The organism is Luteococcus sp. Sow4_B9, assembly GCF_052116585.1.
In the GTDB taxonomy this organism is placed as follows: domain Bacteria; phylum Actinomycetota; class Actinomycetes; order Propionibacteriales; family Propionibacteriaceae; genus Luteococcus.
Genome location: NZ_JBQKKT010000008.1, coordinates 1 through 20,962 on the forward strand (window position 1 = coordinate 1; position 20,962 = coordinate 20,962).

15 protein-coding genes are annotated in these 20,962 nt (G+C 66.7%); 8 read left to right on the plus strand and 7 right to left on the minus strand.

The features are described from left to right. Positions 1–328 precede the first annotated feature (328 nt). The 5 genes from ACTQ49_RS06830 (at position 329) to ACTQ49_RS06850 (ending at position 8,977) form a co-directional block, all read left to right on the plus strand. The gene (locus tag ACTQ49_RS06830; RefSeq protein WP_441827097.1) at positions 329–1,795 is read left to right on the plus strand and encodes an MFS transporter; all 1,467 of its coding nucleotides are present in this window, start codon (positions 329–331) and stop codon (positions 1,793–1,795) included. A 180-nt stretch (positions 1,796–1,975) separates the two neighbouring features. Further along, positions 1,976–3,649 (plus strand): glucose-6-phosphate isomerase, encoded by a 1,674-nt coding sequence (gene pgi / locus ACTQ49_RS06835; RefSeq protein WP_441827098.1) that lies wholly within the window; start codon positions 1,976–1,978, stop codon positions 3,647–3,649. A 276-nt stretch (positions 3,650–3,925) separates the two neighbouring features. Continuing rightward, positions 3,926–6,532, plus strand: coding sequence for a sucrose phosphorylase (locus ACTQ49_RS06840; RefSeq protein ID WP_441827099.1), 2,607 nt, complete (start codon positions 3,926–3,928; stop codon positions 6,530–6,532). 20 nt (positions 6,533–6,552) lie between these two features. Then, positions 6,553–7,227, plus strand: coding sequence for a SanA/YdcF family protein (locus tag ACTQ49_RS06845; RefSeq protein WP_441827201.1), 675 nt, complete (start codon positions 6,553–6,555; stop codon positions 7,225–7,227). An 814-nt stretch (positions 7,228–8,041) separates the two neighbouring features. Continuing rightward, a complete protein-coding gene (locus tag ACTQ49_RS06850) occupies positions 8,042–8,977 on the plus strand; it encodes a hypothetical protein (RefSeq protein WP_441827100.1) in 936 nt (311 codons plus the stop codon). A gap of 524 nt (positions 8,978–9,501) precedes the next feature. Here ACTQ49_RS06850 and ACTQ49_RS06855 read toward each other — a convergent pair. Beyond that, positions 9,502–10,908 (minus strand): sugar transferase, encoded by a 1,407-nt coding sequence (locus tag ACTQ49_RS06855; RefSeq protein WP_441827101.1) that lies wholly within the window; start codon positions 10,906–10,908, stop codon positions 9,502–9,504. 409 nt (positions 10,909–11,317) lie between these two features. Continuing rightward, on the minus strand, positions 11,318–12,658 hold the full coding sequence (locus ACTQ49_RS06860) for a UDP-glucose dehydrogenase family protein (protein WP_441827102.1): 1,341 nt from the start codon (positions 12,656–12,658) through the stop codon (positions 11,318–11,320). Between the two features lie 171 nt (positions 12,659–12,829). Here ACTQ49_RS06860 and ACTQ49_RS06865 point away from each other — a divergent pair, with 171 nt between their 5' ends. Next, the gene (locus ACTQ49_RS06865; RefSeq protein ID WP_441827103.1) at positions 12,830–13,492 is read left to right on the plus strand and encodes a hypothetical protein; all 663 of its coding nucleotides are present in this window, start codon (positions 12,830–12,832) and stop codon (positions 13,490–13,492) included. Beyond that, positions 13,485–14,693 carry a hypothetical protein gene (locus ACTQ49_RS06870; RefSeq protein ID WP_441827104.1) on the plus strand — a complete coding sequence of 403 codons (1,209 nt, stop codon included), beginning with the start codon at positions 13,485–13,487 and terminating at the stop codon, positions 14,691–14,693. The genes ACTQ49_RS06865 and ACTQ49_RS06870 overlap by 8 nt, the downstream gene beginning before the upstream one ends. Positions 14,694–14,756: 63 nt before the next feature. Here ACTQ49_RS06870 and ACTQ49_RS06875 read toward each other — a convergent pair whose 3' ends face one another. The 5 genes from ACTQ49_RS06875 to ACTQ49_RS06895 form a co-directional block, all read right to left on the minus strand. Further along, positions 14,757–15,578 carry an aldo/keto reductase gene (locus ACTQ49_RS06875; RefSeq protein ID WP_441827105.1) on the minus strand — a complete coding sequence of 274 codons (822 nt, stop codon included), beginning with the start codon at positions 15,576–15,578 and terminating at the stop codon, positions 14,757–14,759. Positions 15,579–15,732: 154 nt separating this feature from the next. Beyond that, positions 15,733–16,638, minus strand: a complete 906-nt coding sequence (locus tag ACTQ49_RS06880; RefSeq protein WP_441827106.1) for an ABC transporter substrate-binding protein — start codon at positions 16,636–16,638, stop codon at positions 15,733–15,735. Next, the gene (locus ACTQ49_RS06885) at positions 16,635–17,315 is read right to left on the minus strand and encodes an ABC transporter permease (RefSeq protein WP_441827107.1); all 681 of its coding nucleotides are present in this window, start codon (positions 17,313–17,315) and stop codon (positions 16,635–16,637) included. The genes ACTQ49_RS06880 and ACTQ49_RS06885 overlap by 4 nt, the downstream gene beginning before the upstream one ends. Further along, complete coding sequence (locus ACTQ49_RS06890) at positions 17,312–17,971, minus strand: ABC transporter permease (protein WP_441827108.1); 660 nt, start codon at positions 17,969–17,971, stop codon at positions 17,312–17,314. The genes ACTQ49_RS06885 and ACTQ49_RS06890 overlap by 4 nt, the downstream gene beginning before the upstream one ends. After that, positions 17,968–18,813: an ABC transporter ATP-binding protein gene (locus ACTQ49_RS06895; RefSeq protein WP_441827109.1), complete on the minus strand. Its 846-nt coding sequence runs from the start codon at positions 18,811–18,813 to the stop codon at positions 17,968–17,970. The genes ACTQ49_RS06890 and ACTQ49_RS06895 overlap by 4 nt, the downstream gene beginning before the upstream one ends. A gap of 342 nt (positions 18,814–19,155) precedes the next feature. Between ACTQ49_RS06895 and ACTQ49_RS06900 the strand changes: the two genes are divergently transcribed. Further along, a complete protein-coding gene (locus ACTQ49_RS06900; protein ID WP_441827110.1) occupies positions 19,156–20,961 on the plus strand; it encodes a hypothetical protein in 1,806 nt (601 codons plus the stop codon). Position 20,962 lies beyond the last annotated feature (1 nt).

Here is a 20,962-nt window from a genome sequence, read left to right on the forward strand (position 1 = left end):
CCAGGCCCGGTGACAACACCCCCCGGATCATGCAAACGACAGGGGCACTGAGTCATGCCGGGCCCGGCGACCGTAACCCCGCCCTACGGGGTCACCAGCAAGGTAACGGGTCATCGGGGTTCGCATGCACCCATCATGCCCGCTGGTGCCCCAGCGACTGATGGGGTGGGGGGCTGCGGGCCGGTCGGTCGTCATCGCTGGACTTCCCGGGCAATCCGCGGCAACAACGGGAGTTCACCTCCAATTCATGATGCTGTAGCTGCTATCAGCGCAGTCGGGCGAAAGCTCGAGCGTCGGCCAGGACCCGAGCCCACAGTGAGGTGTGCACATGTCAACCAGTACGACCAGCTCTCCCCAGCCAGGGGGGCTTGACCAGACGAGGACCAAGCGCCCCTTCGGCATGAAGGACCGCATCGGCTACATGTTCGGTGACTTCGGCAACGACTTCACCTTCATCCTGCAGATGCTCTTCTTCATGCTCTTCTACACCAAGGTCGTGGGGATCAACCCGGCACACGTCGGAACGTTGTTCTTTGCTGCCCGACTGATCGATGCCTTCACCGACGTCGGCATGGGCCGCATCGTCGACACGTCGAAGCCCACCAAGGCCGGCAAGTTCCGTCCCTGGATTGCCCGTGGCGCCGTCCCCGTGGCCTTGGCCTCTGCCTTGATGTACCAGAGCTTCGTCGCCGGCTGGGACTCCTACGGTGCCCGCCTGGCGTGGATGTGCATCACCTACTTCCTGTGGGGCTCCATCACCTACACCATGATCAACATCCCCTATGGCTCGATGGCCTCTGTCATCTCGGCCGATCCCAAGGAGCGTGCCGAACTTTCCGTGTGGCGCTCCACCGGCGCCAACCTGGCCATCCTGCTTCTCAGCGTCGTGATGCCGGCGATCGTCTACGTGAAGGTGGACGGACAGGCCACCCTGAGTGGTTCCCGCATGACCATGGCCGCCATCACCTGCTCGGTGCTCGCAGTGATCATGTATGCGCTGTGCTACCTCCTGGTCACCGAGCGTGTCGAGCCCCCGGTGCTGGAATCGGGCGAGCGCATGGGGCTGGGCAGCCTGCTCGGTTCGCTGTTCAAGAGCCGCGCCCTGATCGGCATCGTCGTCGCCGCCCTGCTGCTGCTGGTCGGAAACTTCCTGCTCTCCGGCATGCTGGGCTACCTGATCCTGGACTACTTCAATGACGGCAAGCTGCAGTCCATCGCGCAGATGGCAGCGCTGCTGCCCACCTTCCTGCTGATCTTCATCGCACCCTGGCTGGGCGGCAAGTTCGGCAAGCGTGAGACGGGCGTGGCCGCGATGGCCATCGGCGGCCTCGTGCTGATCGGCACCTGGTTCCTGCACCTGCAGGGCAACCCGACCCTCTGGGTGGTGCTCTACGCCATCAGCCAGTTCTGCATCGCCATCTTCAACTTCCTGGTCTGGGCCTTCATCACCGACGTCATCGACGCCGAGGAGATCCGCACCGGTGAGCGCAATGACGGCACCATCTACGCCATCTACTCCTGGGCCCGCAAGATGGGTCAGGCACTGGCCGGTGGCCTGTCGGGCTGGGCGCTGGGCTGGATCGGCTACCAGTCGTCGAAGGGGACCAACATCACCCAGACCCAGGAGACCCTGGATGGCATCTGGATGTACTCCACCCTGGTCCCTGGCATCCTGATCCTTCTGGTGGCCTTTGCCCTGCAATTCCTGTACCCGCTGAGCAAGAAGGTCGTCGACCAGAACGTCGCCACCCTCAAGGCCAAGCGCGAGGCTGCCGAAGCCGCCGCGGTGCGCTGAGGCGAGCTCGCGACTGCATCCTGATCGAGGTCCCGGCACAGCCTTGTGCCGGGACCTCGTCATGTCTGGTCATCGTGGGGCAGTAGGCGGCCGGTGAGGTGTCAGGTTCAGGTTGGAAGCTTGACCGGGAAAGCATGGCAAGCCCTGCCGATCGCCCTGCGGCGTCACTAGGCTGGGGGCATGCAGACTCCGGTTGATCCCACGTCCACGGCCGCCTGGGCCGAACTGTCCAAGCTCCATGACGAGTTCACTCCCGACCTCAAGGGAGCATTCGCCGCAGATCCCGATCGCGCCAGTCGCTTCACCTTCGACGCAGCAGACCTGCACGTCGACCTCTCCAAGAACTTCCTCACCGACGAGGTCAAGGACGCCCTGCTCAAGCTGGCCGACGAGGTCAACCTTCCGCAGATGCGCGAGGCCATGTTCACCGGCGAGCACATCAATGTCACCGAGGACCGCGCGGTCCTGCACACCGCCCTTCGTCTGCCCCGCGCCGACGAGCTCACGGTGGACGGCCAGGACGTCGTCGCCGACGTGCACGAGGTGCTCGACAAGATCTACACCTGGGCCGACAAGGTGCGCTCCGGCGAATGGGTTGGTGTGACCGGCAAGCCGATCACCACCGTCGTCAACATCGGCATTGGTGGCTCGGACCTGGGTCCCGTCATGGTCTACGAGGCGCTCAAGCCCTACAAGAGCGGCCCCGACGCTCGCTTCATCAGCAACATCGACCCCAATGACTGCGCCGAGAAGGTGGCCGACCTCGACCCCGAGCAGACCCTGTTCATCGTCGCGTCGAAGACCTTCACAACGCTGGAGACCCTCACCAATGCGCGCATGGCACGCGACTGGCTGCTCGCCAAGCTGCAGGAGGCCGGCGCCATCGACGGCTCCGAGGAGCAGGCCAAGGGTGCCATCGCCAAGCACTTCGTCGCCGTCTCCACCGCCCTGGACAAGGTGGAGGCCTTTGGCATCGATCCGCAGAATGCCTTCGGCTTCTGGAACTGGGTGGGCGGCCGCTACTCGGTGGACTCCGCCGTTGGCACGTCGGTGATCGTCGCCATCGGCAAGGAGAACTGGCAGGACTTCCTGTCCGGCATGCACGCCATGGACCTGCACTTCCGCGAGACCCCCGCGGAGCGGAATGTCCCGCTGCTGATGGGCCTGCTGAATGTCTGGTACACGAACTTCTTCAAGGCCGAGAGCCACGCGGTGCTTCCGTACGCGCAGTACCTGCACCGCTTTGCCGCGTACCTGCAGCAGCTCACCATGGAGTCCAATGGCAAGAGCGTCCGGTGGGACGGCACGCCCGTCACCACCGGCACCGGCGAGATCTTCTGGGGCGAGCCCGGCACCAATGGGCAGCACGCCTTCTACCAGCTGATCCATCAGGGCACCAAGCTCATCCCGGCCGACTTCATCGCCGTCGCCAACCCGGCGCACCCGACGAAGGACGGCGACGTGGACGTCCACGAGCTCTTCCTGAGCAACTTCTTCGCCCAGACCGCTGCGCTGGCCTTCGGCAAGACGGCCGACGAGGTGCGCGCCGAGGGCACGGCCGAGCACATCGTCCCCGCCCGCGTCTTCGCCGGCAACAAGCCCACCACGTCGATCATGGCCCCGGCCCTGACCCCGCCGGTGGTCGGTCAGCTGATCGCGCTGTACGAACACATCACCTTCGTGCAGGGCATCGTCTGGGGCATCGACTCCTTCGACCAGTGGGGTGTGGAGCTGGGCAAGCAGCTTGCACTGAAGATTGCCCCGGCCGTCCAGGGCGATGAGGAGGCCAAGAAGCAGCAGGACGCTTCCACCCAGGCCCTGATCGACTACTACCTGGACAAGCGCGAGAAGTGATTCCGGCTCCAGCCGCTGGCTGAGCCAACGCGTTCCCGGTGCCCACGGTCTCTTGGCCGTGGGCACCGCTCTGTTCTGGTGGTGGCGTGGGTTGGGGCTGCTGGGCAGTGGCGCGTGGGTTTGGTGCATCCGCGACGGGTAGAGCGCACGCGGGGTGGTGGATCCCACGCGAACCATGGAGGTGGGCTCCGGGGTGGGGCCCGCCCCGTTGCTCTGGCGTGGCTGGATAGGCTGGCAACACGCACCACGAGGGTGCGACGAGCACCGGGGAATGACATGAGCACTGACGCCTTCAGCCTGCCCACCATCAGCGACACGAGCACCATCCCGACCGGCGACATGCCTGGTGACAAGGTGCAGATCGACGACGGCCACGTGGCCAAGGCGGAGGTGATCATGGAGGACCTGTGGCCCCGCCTGTCGGACCTGCTGGACGGGTCGCCCCACCGTCGCGCGGTCATCTCGGTGCACGGAGGCTCTGGTGTGGGCAAGTCCGAGACGGCCTCGGTGCTGGCCGCCTTCCTGCGGCACAATGGACTTGGCGCCTATGTGATGAGCGGTGACAACTACCCGCGTCGCATCCCCCGGGACAATGATGTCGAACGACTGCGCACCTTCCGTAGTGAAGGGCTCAAGGCGCTGGTGGCCAGCGGTCAGTACGACGACGACGTGAAGGCGACGCTGGCCGGACTCCAGTCATCGGACCGCGATGCCGATCCCGCGCTGCGCGTCGAGCACCCGTGGCTCAGCGCCTATCAGACGGGCGGCGCGGAGGCCCTGGAGCGCTACCTCGGCAGCACCCTGGAAATCGACTTCGACGAGGTCAGTGCGATCCTTGCCGATTTCCACGAGGGCGCCGAGCGCTTGCGCCTCAAGCGGATGGGCCGCGAGCTCGACGAGCTCTGGTACGACGACGTGGACATGACCGCTGTTCAGGTGCTCGTCATCGAATGGACCCATGGAAATTCGGCAAATCTCACGGGTGTTGACCTGGCCATCCTCCTGAACTCGACGCCGGAGGAGACCTTGGCCCATCGTCGCTCGCGAGCGCGCGACGGCGCCACCGACAGCCCTTTCACCACGATGGTGCTGGGGATTGAACAGACCCACCTGCACGAACAGGCCCACCGGGCGGCGATCATCGTGAACAAGGCGGGTCAGGTGATCAGCCACGCCGAGTACCTGGGTCAGATGGGGGCCGACCTGCCCGAGCCCGGCGCCATGATCAACTTCTACCCGGACAGCATGGGTGGAACGCTCGGCGACGAGGTGGACTTCCTCAACGACCCTGCAGTGCGGGGCGCTTTCACCAGTGCCTATGTGTTGCCCAGCGTCTTCAACACGGACCTCGATCGGGGTTTCTCCGTGATCGACTACAACCTGAGCGAGGTCTACACCCGCCCCGGAGACCTGGACGCGCTGCGGGCCGCCGACGTGAAGTTGAAGTTCGACTTCATCCTCAACCACGCCTCCGTGCTCTCGCCCCAGTTCCAGGACCTGCTGGCCAAGGGGACCCGGAGCGAATACGCCGACTTCTTCATCGACTGGAACCAGTTCTGGGCCGGCCATGGCGAGATGACCCCGGAGGGCTACATCCAGCCTGACCCCGAGCTCATCAAGGACATGTTCTTCCGCAAGCCTGGCCTTCCCATCCTGATGGTGCGCATGCCCGACGGCACCGAGAAGCCCTACTGGAACACCTTCTACCAGGAAGTCCGTTACACGGCCCCGGACGCCCAGACGATCATGCAGGTGGCGGGCGTCCAGTACCAGGCCGCGGTGCGGCTCGAGCAGGCGATCCGGGCGGCCCTCGGCGAGGGTCTCAGCCCGTCGGAGATGGCCGTGGAACTGGGATTCGGTGTGGACGTCGCGCAGTGGAATGCCGTGGCCGAGCACATGGAGGCCGGGCGTCGCTACCTGGGGCAGATGGACCTCAACATCAAGAGCGAGAAGGTCTGGGAGTTCTACGCCGACGTGCTGGACAAGCTGGCGGGATATGGGGCGGAGATCGTCCGCCTTGACGCCTTCGCCTACGCCCCCAAGGAGCCGGGGGAGAAGAACTTCCTCAATGACCCGGGCACCTGGGAGCTGCTGGAGCAGGTGAACCAACTGGCCACTGCCCGCGGCCTCAAGCTGCTGCCCGAGATCCACTCCCGCTACGAGGAGGGCATCCACGAGCTGATCAGCTCCAAGGGCTACCTGACCTACGACTTCTTCCTGCCAGGCCTCGTGATCGACGCCTTGGAGAATCGGGACGCCAGCCACCTCAAGCGCTGGATCGACGACCTGTTGACCAAGCAGATCCGTACGGTCAACATGCTCGGATGCCACGACGGCATTCCGCTGCTCGACCTCAAGGGCCTGCTCTCCGACGAGCAGATCGACGGGCTGATCGAGACCGTGAAGGGCCGCGGCGGTTACGTCAAGGACCTCCATGGCGAGAAGAAGATGTACTACCAGGTGAATGCCACCTACTACTCGGCGCTGGGGGAGAACGACGAAGCGATGCTGCTGGCGCGTGCCATCCAGCTCTTCATGCCGGGCAAGCCGCAGGTCTGGTATCTGGATCTGTTCGGCGGCACCAATGACCATGCGGCGGTGGAGCGAGCTGGTGCGGGGGGCCACAAGGAGATCAATCGCACCAACCTGAGCGTCGAGCAGGTGCGTCAGGGGCTCGCCACATCGCTGGTCCAACGCCAGCTCGAGCTGCTGCGCTTCCGCAATTCGTGCGCCGCCTTCGGCTGGGATGCCGAGTGCACGGTGGCCGAGACCGCGGCCCATGAGCTCCAGATCACCTGGCGCAGGGATGGGCACGAGGCGCAGCTGCTCGCAGACCTGGCGACCAGAGCCTTCACCATCACGGCCGATGGTGAGCCTGTCTGATGCGCCTGCCAGGCTGGCGTCTGGTGGTCGCGGCGGGTGTGGGCTCCTTGGTGGGTCTTCTCGGAGTGCCGCGGGTGGTCACCGCCGTCGGTTCCCGTGATCGCGTGTTCAATGTGGCGGAATTCCGGGAGCAGCCGAATCATCCACGGGTTGCGCTGGTGCTGGGTGCCCAGGTGCATCCGGATGGTCGGCCGTCGCGCTATCTGCGTGGGCGTCTGGACACGGCACATCAGCTCTACAAGAGTGGATTTGTCGACGTATTGCTGGTCTCCGGAGACAATGGCGTCGACCACTACGACGAGCCAACCGCCATGAAGCGTTACCTGGTGGAGGCGGGGGTGCCTGAATCCGACGTCGTGATCGACTACGCCGGCTTCGACACCTATGACTCCTGCGTACGGGCTCGCCGGGTCTTCGGCGTCGAGCAGTTGGTCGTGGTCTCGCAGGGCTACCACCTGCCGCGGGCCGTCACGACCTGCCGCCTGGTCGGCGTCGACGCCGTCGGGGTTGGTGACTGGAGCGTCCAGCGGGTGGGGCGCTTTGACGGGGTTCCAGTGCTGTGGCGGCTGGGGTGGACCAATTTCGCGCTACGGGAGCTACCCGCGAATGTGAAGATGCTCTGGGACGTTGGGACGCGACGCACGCCGACGCTGGGTGCACCGGAGTCAGGGGTTGCCGACGCCCTGGAGCGTTGACCAACCTGCTCGGGTGCCCAGCATGGGGAGCGCTCGGTCATGCGGGAGCTGGCGGTCACGCTGAACGGTCAGGGGCATGTCGGACGTGCCGGGGCATGTCGAATGTGCCGGGGCATGTCGGACGGGCCGGGGCACGTGGTGCAGCGCGTGCCCGTGGACGTTGGGCGTGCGGAGTGGCATCTGAGGGTGGTTGGGCGGGCTTGTATGAGCGGTCGCGCCCTTGTTGGTGCCTCGCGTGTAGGCCAGTCCGTTGCCGGGGCACGTCGAATGTGCCGGGGCACGTGGTGCAGCGCGTGCCCGTGGACGTTGGGCGTGCGGAGCCGGGACGGCCCGATGGGGGATGCCCCCTGGGTGCGGTGAATCGTGTTGTCGGCGTGTTGTCCGTGGTCAGATGGCCCTTGTGGCGTCCGGTTGGTGTGCCGCGCCCTTGTTGGTGCCTCGCGTGTAGGCCAGTCCGTTGCCGGGGCACGTCGAATGTGCTGGGGCACGTCGTGCAGCGCGTGCCCGTGGACGTTGGGCGTGCGGAGTGGCATCTGAGGATGGTTGGGCGGGGCTTGTTTGACCGGCCGCGCCCTGGTGGGGTTTCGCTGGTGGGTCTCGCCCTGGTGGGGTCTCGCTGGTTCGCCAGCCCCTTGCCGGGGCACGTCGAATGTGCCGGGGCACGTGGTGCAGCGCGTGCCCGTGGACGTTGGGCGTGCGGAGCCGGGACGGCTCGATGGGGATGCCCCTGGGTGCGGCGAATCGTGTTGTCGGCGTGTTGTCCGGAGCCAGATGGCCCTTGTGGCGTCCGACCATCTGGCGTGGACTGACCCGCATGAAGGCGAGGACAACGGGGGACCTGCTGGCGCAGGGGTTGACGCATGGGGATCTCAGGGCTGCGGTGGCGGCGGGAGATCTGGTGCGGCTCAGACGTGGCGCCTACCTGAAGGAGACACCTCAGACCGACGTGGAGCGGCACCGGATGCTCATCGACGCCACCATTCGCGGGCTGGGTGATGTCGTCGTGAGCCACCAGTCCGCGGCGGTTGTCCATGGCCTATTGCTTCCCGGGGACCCCGGTGAACTGGTCCATGTCCTTCGTCGGAGGAGCACGAAGGGTGGTGGACAGAAGAATGGGGTGGTCCACACCCACGTGGGCAAGCTCCACGCCGGGGACATCGTGGTGGTGGATGGCATGCGAGTGACGTCCAGGGCCCGGACGGTGGTGGATCTCGCGCGGACGATGAATTTCCAAGATGCCGTCATCCTTCTCGATGCTGCACTGCGCAGCCCTGACCGTCCGGGCGAGGAGTCCGAACACATGCGGTCCCTGATCCAGGAGGCCGTCGGGCGTGCAGGCAGAGTGCCGGGGGTGAAAATGGCGCGGGATGCCCTGAGCTTCGCCGACGGTCGTTCGGGCAGTCCGCTGGAGAGCCGGAGCCGAATCCTCATCCATGAGGAGGGCTTGCCGCCGCCTGTGCTCCAGTACGTCGTCGCTGATCAGTGGGGCCACGTGCTTGCACGTCTGGACTTCGCATGGCCGGACCAGAAGGTCTATGGGGAGTGCGACGGGGCCGTGAAGTACGGTGCACTGCTCCGGCCTGGTCAGACGGCTGCGGAGGTGGTGATGCTGGAGAAGAGACGGGACAACTCGTTGGCTGATCTGGGGTGGCGACAGGTCCGGTGGATGGATGCTGATCTGCGCCGCCCTCACGTCCTGGCTGAACGCATCCGACGAGCCTTGGCAGGCGGCTTGGCTGTGGCGTCGTGATGGCCGATGCGCGTCCCCGACCCGGCACGTCGAAGGTGCTGGGGCACGTGGTGCAGCGCGTGCCCGGGGAAGTTGGGCGTGCGGAGTGAATGTGCCCGGGGAAGTCGGGCGTGCGGAGTGAATGTGCCCGGGGAAGTTGGGCGTGCGGAGTGAATGTGCCCGGGGAAGTTGGGCGTGCGGAGTGAATGTGCCCGGGGAAGTTGGGCGTGCGGAGTGAATGTGCCCGGGCTTCTTCGGCATGAAGAGGTGAGGGAAGGGGCCGTTGGAGGTGGGGGGGAAGGGGCCGTTGGAGGTGAGGGCATTGGCCGGTGGCGCCGAGTTCTCCGAAGCGCTGGGGTGGCGACCCGCCACGTGTCTCCGGGCAGCCATCGGCACCGGCTCGGAGACGAACCATCCGGAGACGAACCATCCGGAGACGAACCATCCGGAGACGAACCACGCCGCCACCCCGAAGGGTGACGGCGCGTCCAGTTGGGTGGAGCTGGTTCGTGGAGGACCTTCGGGTCAGAGGCCTGCGGCGGTGCTCAGTAGGCGCCGTCGGAGGCGAAGACGGCCTTCACCGTCATCGCGAGGATGGTCAGGTCCTGGGTCATGGACCAGTTGTCGACGTAGTAGAGGTCCAGGCGGACGGTGTCATCCCAGCTCAGGTTGGAGCGACCAGAGACCTGCCACAGGCCGGTCATGCCAGGGCGCACCTCGAGACGACGGTTCACGTGCGGGGCATACATCGCGACCTCCTTGGGGAGGGCCGGACGTGGGCCGATCAGGGACATGTCGCCGCGAACCACATTCCACAGCTGCGGGAGCTCGTCGATCGAGTAGCGGCGGATGAAGTGACCCACCTTGGTGATGCGCGGATCATTCTCCATCTTGAACATCACCGCATTGGGGCCCTGGTTCTGCAGGGACTTCAGGATCTCCTCGGCATTGGTCACCATGGACCGGAACTTGAGGCACTCGAAGTGCTCCCCGTTCTTGCCCACGCGGACCTGCTTGAAGATCACCGGGCCACGGTCGTTGAAGTAGATGGCCAGGGCGGTGGTGATCATGATGGGGCTGATCAGGATGAGGATCAGGGTGGCCATCACCAAGTCGAAGGTGCGCTTCATCCAACGGCCGGCCTGCTGCGTGGTGGGCGGCTCGACGAGGACCAGCGGCATGCCGGCGACGGGGCGCACCTGGATGCGCTGCGCGGCGATGTCGGTCAGGGCCGGCGCCACGATCATCTGGCAGTGGTGCGATTCCAGGGCCCAGGCCATCCGTCGGAAGCCACGCGAGCTCGGGAAGGCGCCGTCGGCGAAGAGCACGATGTCGATGTCGCGCTGGTCGACCACGTCCAGGGCGTCATCCACGGAACCGAGGACCGGGATGTCCAGGTCCCCACGGGATGTGCCCTCGGGCAGCAGCGCTCCAACGACGTAGTAGCCCAGCCAGTTCTCACGCTGCACCACCGACATGATCTCGGCGATGTTCTGCGGATTGCCGGCGAGCACGACCCGGCGGGTCAGCCAGTTGCGGCGACGCAGGATGTGGATGACGCGGCGGCACATCCAGCGCGTGAGCACGAGCAGCGGGGTGCCCACGGCGAACAGCAGGACGTAGAAGCCGCGGGACAGGTCGAATCGGGTCAGGTAGCAGCAGATACCGATGAAGGCGGCCGCCATCAGGCTCGAGTGCAGCACGCGGGAGTACTCGTCGGTTCCGGCGCCCAGGTTCTTGTCAGAGTAGGCACCGGCACTCCACAGGCTGGCGATCCAGATGGCCACGGCGATGGGCCACAGCGTCGAGACGCTGTAGTTGACCTGCGTGGGGTCCTGGAATCCCGGGACCGTGTTGCGGAAGGCGAGCGCGATGAGCGTCGCGAGCAGGACGGTCAGGACGTCGGTTGCCACCAGCAGCCACGGGGCAACCACGCGCGAACGATGGGTCATCCGTCGCGGGATCCGTAGCCGGCTAGGGCTCACATTGTTCTTCAACAGCATTGCTCCACCCCTGGAGTCGGGTGGAAGTCAACAGACGCGATCTCGGTACGTCGGTCTTCTGACTCCCCCGAGTACAAAATTCACCACCCGGCCAGGATGTCCCTGGTCGGATCTTGTCGAGACACACTCAGGACAAGCCCTTGTGCTCCCCCGAGACACATTGGGGAGTGTAGTCAGAACGAGCCTGCCGTGCATTGCGTCCCAGCGGATCCTCAACTATCGGGATTTCAACCCACATAGGAGGAGAAGACCTAACCAACAGAGGATGCAACGGGCCGGGGAGGCTGCTCCCCGGCCCGGTTGCGATTCATTCTCGGTTCAGGATTCCCACAGGAGGATCCAAGAGTTGTCCTGCTCGTCACCAAGCGGAAACTCCCCGTCCCATGCCGCGGTAGTCCCATCCGGCGTCGCTCCACTTCTTGGGGTCAAGGACATTGCGGCCGTCGATGACGTGTGCCTCGCGGACACGGGGTCGCAGCTCCGTCGGGTCGAGCTCGGTGAAGTCCTTCCACTCGGTGAGTACCATCACCAGGTCACAGTTCTTGACTGCCTGCTCCACGGTGTCGACGACGTGGAGGTCGGGGCGGGCCTTGCGGAGATTGTCGCCGGCGGCGGGATCGGTGATGACCACGTCGGCGCCGCGGGCCCAGAGTCGGGTGGCGATGTCCAGGGCGGGGGAGTCGCGCAGATCGTCGGAATTGGGCTTGAAGGCGGCGCCGAGGACGGCGATCTTGCGTCCGACGAGTCGACCGCCGAACAGATCGGCCGCCATGTCCACGGCCGTCTCCCGGCGTCGCAGGTTGATGGCGTCCACCTCGCGGAGGAAGGTGAGGGCCTGGTCGACGCCGAGCTCACCGGCGCGAGCCATGAAGGCGCGGATGTCCTTGGGCAGGCAGCCGCCGCCGAAGCCGATGCCGGCGCGCAGGAATTTCTTGCCGATCCGGTCGTCGTGACCGATGGCCTCGGCAAGCTTGGTGACGTCGCCACCGGTGGCGTCGCACAGTTCCGCCATGGCGTTGATGAAGCTGATCTTGGTGGCCAGGAAGGAGTTGGCGGCCACCTTCACCAGTTCTGCGGTGGGGTAGTTGGTGAGCAACCGGGGGATCTGCTCTTCGAGCAGCTGGGCGTAGCACTGGTCGAGCATGCCGCGGATGACCTCGCCCTGTTCATGGTCGTCGGGCAGGCCATAGACGATCCGGTCGGGGTGGAGGGTGTCCTGGACGGCGAAGCCCTCGCGCAGGAATTCGGGATTCCACGCGACGAGGATGTTCTTGCCGGAACCGGCGGCGCGTTCGGCGATGGCCTGCGCCGTCCCCACGGGAACCGTGGACTTTCCTGCGATCAGCACGGGGCGATCGGGGCTGGTGTTCGCGTGCGTGAGGATCGAGTCGACGGCGGCGTCGACATAGCTCATGTCCGCTGCGTAGCGGCCTTGCATCTGCGGGGTGCCGACGCCGATGAAGTGGATCTCGCAATCGGCGATCTCGGATGCGTCGGTGGTGAAGCGCAGACGGCCCGAGTCAACGGCGCGTTGCAGTACCTCGGGGAAACCCGGCTCGTGGAAGGGGCTCTCGCCACGGGAGAGCTTTTCGACCTTCGCCGCGTCGACGTCGAGTCCGATGACCTCATGACCGAGCTCGGCCATGCAAGCGGCATGCACGGCACCAAGGTAACCGCAACCAATCGTGGAGATACGCATGGTGACACAGTAGTAGCCGGGAATGAAGCGAAGATGAAGAAGTGGACCGGCTGCCCAGCTTGTTCACCGAGCCGTCACCCAGGTGGTCACGGCGGCACGCACTGACTGCTCTGAACCCCTCCGGATGGAATGCTGAACTCGGCTGCAACGAACTGTTCGGAGGAATTGATGATGACCAAGAAGCCGTGGATCTGGGCTGCCGTTCCGGCATCAGTACTGGTGGGTCTCGGTTTGGGGGCGTGGACCGGCCTGCCGGTCACCACGACGCACCACGCTGCTGCCCAACTTCTGGTGTCTCCGGGCACGCCAGAGAAGGGACGCAATCTCACGGAGATGTCGGGTTTCGTCCAGTCGCGCATGGAATCCTGGGCGGCGCTGGCGGACAGTGCCTCGGTGATCAACCCGGTGCTCGAGTCCCTGGCACTCCAGGAGGATGTGCCGACGGTGATGTCGCGACTGGACGTGCAGGTTCCGGCCGGCTCTACCATGCTCGTGCTGAATGCGTCGGGGGAATCCGAAGAGGAAGCCATAGCGCTGGCGGATGCCGCTGCCGCGTCCCTCTCCCGCGAGATCATGCGCACCACGCCCAAGCAGACAGGCGGCGAGCCCAGCATTGCCGTCGTCTCGGCGCAAACCGCCAAGGACGTGCGCTGGAGCGAGACGACGAATCCTTCGCGACGGGGCGCAGTGGGCGGAGCGCTGGCTGGTCTGGCTGCCACCGGTGCCGTGTCGAGTCTGCGCACGCGCGGGCGTGAGGAGAAGGAGCAGGCCGCATGGTCCCCGGCCGGGGCGCACGCGCTGGCCCCGGCGGCGGAGGACGCGCGTCGTGCGTAGATTCCTGACAGTTGATCGGCTTCCGGGGCTGGGGCTGGCGGTGATGCTGGGGCTCGGCTGGGCGTGCGCTGACTACTACACCCACCACGCCGTCATCTCCACGCCCTCACCCTTCACCCCGGTGTGGACTGCGTACGACAGGCAGGGGGCCGCCCGGCTGCTGGCATGGGCCTTCGTCGGGATCGGGGTGGGACTCTTGCTGCCCGTCGGGGGCAGCGTGCCGATCGCTGACTTCCTGCGACGTGCCAGTCGGCTCGCTGGCTCCCTGGGAGGGCTGTGGACCTTCGGGGTGCTCCTCGCCCTGGCGCTGTCGGTGGCCACCAAGGGCTACTACATGCTCGACGCGCCCCGTTACCTGGCCAGCATCGGTCCGCTGGCGCTGTCATCCCTGGCGGGGTTGCTCCTGCCCTTCGGGATGCTGGCCAGCGGCGTGGTGTCGGTGCGCTCTCCCCGGTTGGGGGCGCTGCTGGGCTGCCTGATGGCGGTGGTCCTCTTTGCTGGGGCAACCAGACTGTTCGCCGCCTCCTTGGTGCTCTACGTCGCGGGACGGGTGCTGGGTGGCAAGCGGGACGGCATCGCCGTCTGGATCGGTTCTCTGGCGTCGGCCTTCCTCCTGCTGCCCATTCCCCTGATGTGTCGCAACCAGCAGCGCCACGGGCTGCTGCCCTACACCGAGGCCCTGATGACTGCCGGGCCGGATGCCATCTTCGCCCGTGCCCCGCTCACCATCACGGAGAACCTGGGCTTCACCGTTCCGCTGCTGCAGCACACGGTGCAGATGCGCAACATCACGGCGGAGGCGATGCGGGTCCAGATGAATCCGATGCCAGCCCAGCTGGCCGGGTGGAATGACCTGATGCCCAGCATGCGGGTGCACTACTTCATCCCGTACTCCATGATCGGGGAATTCGCCCACTTCGGTGGCGCCGCCTTGCTGCTCCTGTGCCTGGGGTGGACGCTCTTCACCAGATGGTGCGTCGTGGTGGCCGCCACCAACCGGACACCCGCGATGCTGCTCGTTGCGGCAGCCCAGCTGGCACTGGCCATGCTGGGAATGACCCAGATGACGCAGTACAACACGCGCAATGTCTTCCGGATGCTCGACATGATGCTGCTGCTCATGGTGCTCGACGTCCTGACCCGAGGACTGCAGCACTGGATCACCCTGCGGCTCCCCTCCTCCGTGAGGACCCTCGCCTGACGGCTGCGGGCCGGGCACCCACCGCGGGGCCCCCCCCCGCAGCCGTGGAGGTGGCGATCTGGATCAGAAGTCAGCGGTCTCCGGGTTGCCGCCCAGACGATTGCCCTCGTCGACGCCGGCGATGGCCGCCATCTGGTCACCGGTCAGCTCGAATCCGAAGACATCGAAGTTGCTGGCGATGCGCTCCGGGGTGACGGACTTGGGAATGACCACATTGCCCAGCTGCAGGTGCCAACGGATGATGACCTGGGCAGGGGTGACCCCGTGCTCGGCAGCGATCCGGGAGATGACCTCATGGCCCAGGTCCTTGTTCTGGCCCAATGGGCTCCAGGCCTCGGTGACGATGTCCCGGTCATCCAGCACGCGGCGCAGCTCCTGCTGCTGGAAGGTGGGGTGCAGCTCCACCTGGTCGATGACGGGCGTCTCACCCTCCAACCGGGCCAGGTGCATCTCGTGGAAGTTGCTGACGCCGATGCTGGTGGCCAGGCCCTCGGCCTTGAACTCCTGCATGGCATTCCAGGCCTCGATGTAGGCGTCGCCGTACTTGACGGTGGCGGGCCAGTGGATCAGGTAGAGGTCGACGTGGTCCAGTCCGAGCTTCTCCAGGCTCGTCTCGATTGCCTGGCGCGCATCAGCAGCCTTGTGCGCGTCATTCCACAGCTTGGTGGTGATGAACAGCTCGTCGCGGGCGATGCCGGACTCGGCGATGGCCTTGCCGACACCCTCCTCGTTGCCGTAGATGGCGGCGGTGTCGATGTGGCGGTAGCCCACCTCGAGGGCCTTCGCGACGGCCGGGGTGGCCTGCTCGTTCTCCACCTGCCAGACCCCGAAACCGAGCTGGGGGATGGACTTGCCGTCGTGGAAAGTGGTCTGGGGGACGCTCATGCTTCTCCTTCGTGATTGTCGTCGTCTTGCTGGATCCTGAGTGCTGGATCATGCGCGCGGCCCGACTGGTTCGACCCGACTGATCCGGACCCGACCGGTCTGGTTCTGCAGGCCCAGATGGGCGTCGGGCAGGCGGTTCGTCCGCCGGCGCACCTCATCCCACGATCTCGTGGGCTGCCAGCCACTGCTGTGCGATGGTCGTGGAACTCTTCTGCTCCTCCACGCTCAGCCTATTGAGTTCGATCAACTCGTCGGTGGTCAGGCTGGCCGTCACGAGGGCAATCACGGATGCGGCGTCGGCCCCGACCCTGGTGCTGGCCACGGGGACGACATTCTGGGGCAGGACGAGCGACTCCGGGTCCTCCAGCGTCACCAGGTTGTTCGCCTTGATGGCCGGACTCGCGGAGTAGATGTCTGCCACCTGTACCTTCCCGTCGGTGAGGGCCTTCACCGTCAGCGGACCACCCGAGTCCTCCACCGGCGTCACGGAGACGTCCACTCCGTAGACCTTCTTGAGCGCGGCCGGACCGTAGGGGCGCTTGCTGATCTCCGAATTGGCGGCCAGCTTGACCGGCCCCAGCTTGGCGAGGTCCGCGACGGTGCGCAGCCCGTGCTTCTTCGCAGACTCCGCGGTCACGGTGAACGAGTCCTGGTCCGTGGCCTGTGAGGGCTCCAGCGCCATCAGACCCGCAGGCAGGGAGCTGCGCAGGCCGGTCATGATCTCCTCGGTGGTGCCGGCGGTGGACGCCTTGTCGTAGTACTGCAGCAGGGAACCGGCATATTCCGGCATCAGGTCGATCCGGCCGGACTGGAGCTCGGGCAGGTAGATCTCGCGCTGCCCGATCTGGTAGCTGCGTTCGATGGTCCAGCCCCGCGACTCCAGCGCCTGGGCGTAGAGCTCGGCGATGACCTCGTTCGAGTAGTACTGCTGGGAGCCGATCACCAGGTTCTTCGACGCCGGGCCAGCGTCGCCGCCACTGGCGGTTCCCAGGGGGTCGCTGCTTGCGCAGCCCGTGAGCAGTGCAAGCGTCATCAGCAGGGTGAGGAATTTCTTGGTCACTGGACCTCCCTGGGGTTGAGGGTGGAGGAGCGGCGCTCCATCACCCGTTCGACGAGTTCGAAGAGCACCTCGAGGACGACGGCCAGAGCGAGGACCAACAACGAGGCCGCCAGCATCTGCGGATAGTCCTGCGTCTTGAGGCCCAGGAAGAGGTCGCGCCCCAGGCCGCCCGCCCCCACATAGGCGGCCAGTGTGGCCGTCGAGACCACCTGGAGCATGGCCGAGCGCACACCGCCCAGCAACAGGGGCAGCCCCAGGGGCGCCTCCACCTGCCCGAGCACCTGCCACTCCGTCATGCCCTGCGCCCGAGCAGCGTCCACGGTGACGGGGTTGACGGATTCGACACCGGCATAGGCCCCTGCCAGGACCGAGGGAATGGCCAACAGCACCAGGGCGATCAACGGGGCGGTCAGCCCCACCCCGAGCCACAGCCCGAACAGTGTGACCAGACCGAGACTGGGCAACGCGCGCGCACCGCCCGAGAGCCCGACGGCCAGATTGCGCCCGCGGCCCGTGTGTCCCACGAGATAGCCGATGGGGATGGCGATGATGGAGGCGATCAGGACGGCCAGGAGGGAATAACCCAGGTGCTGGGCCATGTGGACCGGCCAGCTCTCGGAGCCCGTGAGATTGGCGGGGTCGACGATCCAGGCGAGGGCTTCACGGACGAAGTTCATGACGCCCTCCCCACCGTTCCGCGGGTGCGACGGGTCCAGGGCAGCAGCAGCCCACCGGCACCCTGCAGCGCAAGATCGAGGAGCCACGCCAGCAGTGCCGTCGCGACGATTCCGGTCACCACCTGCGCCTGGATTCCGCGCTGGAATCCTTCGGTGAAGAGTTGGCCAAGGCTCGCCACGCCGAGCAGCGCGCTGACCGTCACCAGGCTGACGGTGCTGACCGCCACAACCCGCAGGCCCGCCAGCAGTGCCGGCCCGGCGAGAGGCAGCTCGACGGTCAAGAAGCGTCTCAGACCGCCGTAGCCCATTGCCGTGGCGGAGAGGCGTGGCCCCTCGCCGACGGAGTCAAGGCCGTCGGTGGCCGAGCGGACCATCAGCGCAAAGCCGTAGAGGGTCAGCGCTGCCACCACATTCCACCGGTCCCGGACGGTGGTGCCGATCACCATCGGGAGCACGACGAACAGGGGCAGGGAGGGAATGGCATAGATGAGTCCGCTCAGCGCCACCAGGAGGGCCCGGCCCGGACGCCACCGGTGGGCCAGCCATGCGACCGGCAGGGCCAGCAGGAGGCTGAGGAGTACCGCCGGGATGGTCATCATGAGGTGGTCCCATGCCAGCCGGCCCACGAGGGCCAGGTTCTCTGCGAGCCAGCTCATGCGTCGGGCCCCTGCTGGTCCGGCCGGTTGCCTGTCAGGCGGCCAGCCGGGCGCCCCAGCTGGTCCACGACGAGTGTGCCGTGGGGGCCCTCCACCAGATGCAGATCCAGCTCGCCCCGGTCCAGACCCAGGAAGGAGGCCACGAAGTCGTCGGCCGGATTGGCCACCAGCTCGGCGGGGGTGCCCACCTGCGCCACCTGGCCACCCTTCTTCAGCAGGACGATCTGGTCACCCAGCGCGATGGCCTCGGAGATGTCGTGGGTGACGAACAGGACCGTCTTGTGCAGCTCGTCCTGGATCCGGCGCATCCACTGCTGGAGTTCGGAGCGCACGAGGGGATCGACCGCGCCGAAGGGCTCGTCCATCAACAGGATGTTCGGATTGCTGGCCAGGGCACGGGCCACGCCCACTCGTTGTTGCTGACCGCCGGACAGCTGTGAGGGCCAGCGTCGGGCCATCGAGCGGTCCAGCCCAACGAGGTCCATCAGCTCGAGGGCGTCGGCATGGGCCGTGCGACGGGCGACCCCGTTGAGCCGTGGGACGGTGGCGATGTTGTCCACCACGCGTCGGTGCGGGAGCAGGCCCGAGTTCTGCATCACATAGCCGATCCGTCGACGCAGTTTCACCGCGTCGGTGTCCGCGATGTCCTCTTCGTCGATCAGGACGCGGCCCGACGTGGGGGTGACCATCCGGTTCACCATGCGCAGGAGCGTGGTCTTGCCGGATCCAGAGGAACCGACCAGCACCGTCGTGCGCCCAGTGGGGATCACCAGGCTGAAATGGTCGACCGCCATGGTGCCGTCGGGGTACTGCTTGGAGACGTCGTCGAACTCGATACCCATGCCGCTCCCTGTGCTGCCAGCCGACGCGGGGGCGCCGGGGTGCCCGGTTGGTTGCCGATTTCCATCCAACCGTGTGGGTCTGACGAAAATTCCCCCACGGGGGTGAAAGCGGGCCCAGATGCCCGCCTACTGCGTCGATCTCACGGGGTGCCGGCGTCTCCCACGAGAGGGTTTTGTTCAACAACTGGACATTCAGGAAGTCTACAGTTTCGCCGTCGGTGTCTCGGGGGAGAAGTCGATGCCTCAGGGGAGGCGTCATGAGGCATGGGGGCGCGCATGCGCAGTGGCGACAGGGGATGTCCGAGTTGGATCAGGGTTGCGGACGGGCACGTGGTGGCCTGGGTGCATCGCCCGCCGGACGGCATGGCCCGCGGATCGGTGGTGCTCGTCCCCGCCGTCGACCGGGAGTCCGTGGTCAGCTACCGCGCCTGGCATGTGCTGGCGCGCCAACTCGCCCGGGCGGGCTTCGTCGTGGTGCGGATCGCCCTGCGGGGTGACGGAGACTCGAGCGACCTGGCCGACGGTGACGTGGTGGAGCAGTGGCTGGAGGACATCCGGGCAGCCGTGGGGCTCGCCCGAAGGATCCTGCCCGAGGTGCCGGTGAGCCTGGTGGGGCTCCGGATCGGGGCCAGCCTGGTGGCGGCCTGCGATCTCCCCGAAGTGGACTACCGCCTGGCCTGGGAACCAGTCTCTGGCAAGGACTTCCTGGATCGGCAGCATGCCCTGCGGACCGAACGGGGCGCGGATCCCGTGCTTGCGGAGAATGACGGTTTCGAGACGCTCGGGGAGTTCTACACCCCAGCCCAGGCGGCCAGCATCGCCCGGTTGGCGGCGCCCGCTGCCGATGACCCGATCGTCCGTCGCGAGGTGGACTGCGAGGAAGCCCTGGAGCTCCATGCCGCGTCGAGCGTGGTGGCGCGCATCCCCGTCGCCTGCATCGCGGAGGTGGTCGCCAGTGTGCCCACGCACCCGGTACGTCCCCTGGTGGACTGGGAACCCACCACGGTGGGCCAGTCCATGGTGGCCGGGATTCCCGTCCGCGAACGCTTCGTGGAGGTCGGGCCGGCGCGGGTGCACGGCGTGGTCACCGAGCCGCTCCTCAGTCCCGCCGGAGCTGTGGCGCTGTTCTGTTCCGGCGGCGGTGAGCCCAAGGATGGCCCCAGCGCGCTGTGGGCACGTACGGCGCGCACCCTGGCCGCCGATGGTGTTGTCTCGGTGCGATGCGACCGGCGCGGGGTCGGGGAGGAGCTCGATGAGGACGCGGTGCGGCCGCCCAATCCCTACGACGACCGTGGCATCCAGGACATGGTGGAGGCGACGACCTGGGCCCGTGGGTACTGGTCCCTGCCCATCATCGGGATCGGTCTCTCGGCCGGCTGCTGGACCCTTGCCCGGGCCTGCGAATCAGCGCCGCTGGACGGCCTGCTGATGTTCTCGAGCGTGGGTTGGCACAAGGAGTCCACACGGTACGCGAACCTCTTCCGGCCGAACCCCCTGCGCCAGCTGCTGCGAGGGGGCGGCGCTGTCGGTGCGGTCCCCCTGGTCGGGGAGAATCCTTCGGAGCCCACCATGGAGCCCACCACGGGGTCCGACGTCGGGGCAGCTCGCGGACTTCTTCGTCGCGTTGCCCACCAGCTCGTCGCAGCACGGGCCGCCGCCCAGGCGGCTGCCCGATTCCTGGCCTGCCACCTCCAGGATCTCGTCCGACGCAACCTGCCCGACCCCATCTGGCAGGCCCTGGGGCGCCGGGGCGTGGTGATGGACCCCACGGAACTGCTCGCGTGCATCCCGGTTGGGACCCCGCTTTCGATCTACCTGAGCCCCGACGACCACCGGCTGTGGGAGCGGTGCAGGGGGCCGCAGGCCGCCGCCCGCCGCATGGCGGACGGCGCCTTCATCCGCGTCATCGCCCAGGACTTCGAGGACCACGCCCTGTTCTCCCAGCGGGGGCGCCGGGCCGTGGTGCAGCAGATCCGCGGGGAGATGGCTCCGGTGGTGCGCACCGTGGTCCCGTACCCCGGGATCCGTCCGGCCAGTGGCCCCGATCGCGGACGCTGCGCGCTGCCTGGCGAGTCCCAACGCATCATCGCGTGGCCCGGGGCCCGCAGGGATCGTGCAGCGGGCGCGTGCTCCGGCGTGGAAGAATGAG

Coding starts and splice junctions, on each gene's coding strand:
- ACTQ49_RS06830 (WP_441827097.1), top strand. CDS start 329: ATGTCAACCAGTACGACCAGCTCTCCCCAGCCAGGGGGGCTTGACCAG.
- pgi (WP_441827098.1), top strand. CDS start 1,976: ATGCAGACTCCGGTTGATCCCACGTCCACGGCCGCCTGGGCCGAACTG.
- ACTQ49_RS06840 (WP_441827099.1), top strand. CDS start 3,926: ATGAGCACTGACGCCTTCAGCCTGCCCACCATCAGCGACACGAGCACC.
- ACTQ49_RS06850 (WP_441827100.1), top strand. CDS start 8,042: ATGAAGGCGAGGACAACGGGGGACCTGCTGGCGCAGGGGTTGACGCAT.
- ACTQ49_RS06855 (WP_441827101.1), bottom strand. CDS start 10,908: ATGACCCATCGTTCGCGCGTGGTTGCCCCGTGGCTGCTGGTGGCAACC.
- ACTQ49_RS06860 (WP_441827102.1), bottom strand. CDS start 12,658: ATGCGTATCTCCACGATTGGTTGCGGTTACCTTGGTGCCGTGCATGCC.
- ACTQ49_RS06865 (WP_441827103.1), top strand. CDS start 12,830: ATGACCAAGAAGCCGTGGATCTGGGCTGCCGTTCCGGCATCAGTACTG.
- ACTQ49_RS06875 (WP_441827105.1), bottom strand. CDS start 15,578: ATGAGCGTCCCCCAGACCACTTTCCACGACGGCAAGTCCATCCCCCAG.
- ACTQ49_RS06885 (WP_441827107.1), bottom strand. CDS start 17,315: ATGAACTTCGTCCGTGAAGCCCTCGCCTGGATCGTCGACCCCGCCAAT.
- ACTQ49_RS06890 (WP_441827108.1), bottom strand. CDS start 17,971: ATGAGCTGGCTCGCAGAGAACCTGGCCCTCGTGGGCCGGCTGGCATGG.
- ACTQ49_RS06895 (WP_441827109.1), bottom strand. CDS start 18,813: ATGGGTATCGAGTTCGACGACGTCTCCAAGCAGTACCCCGACGGCACC.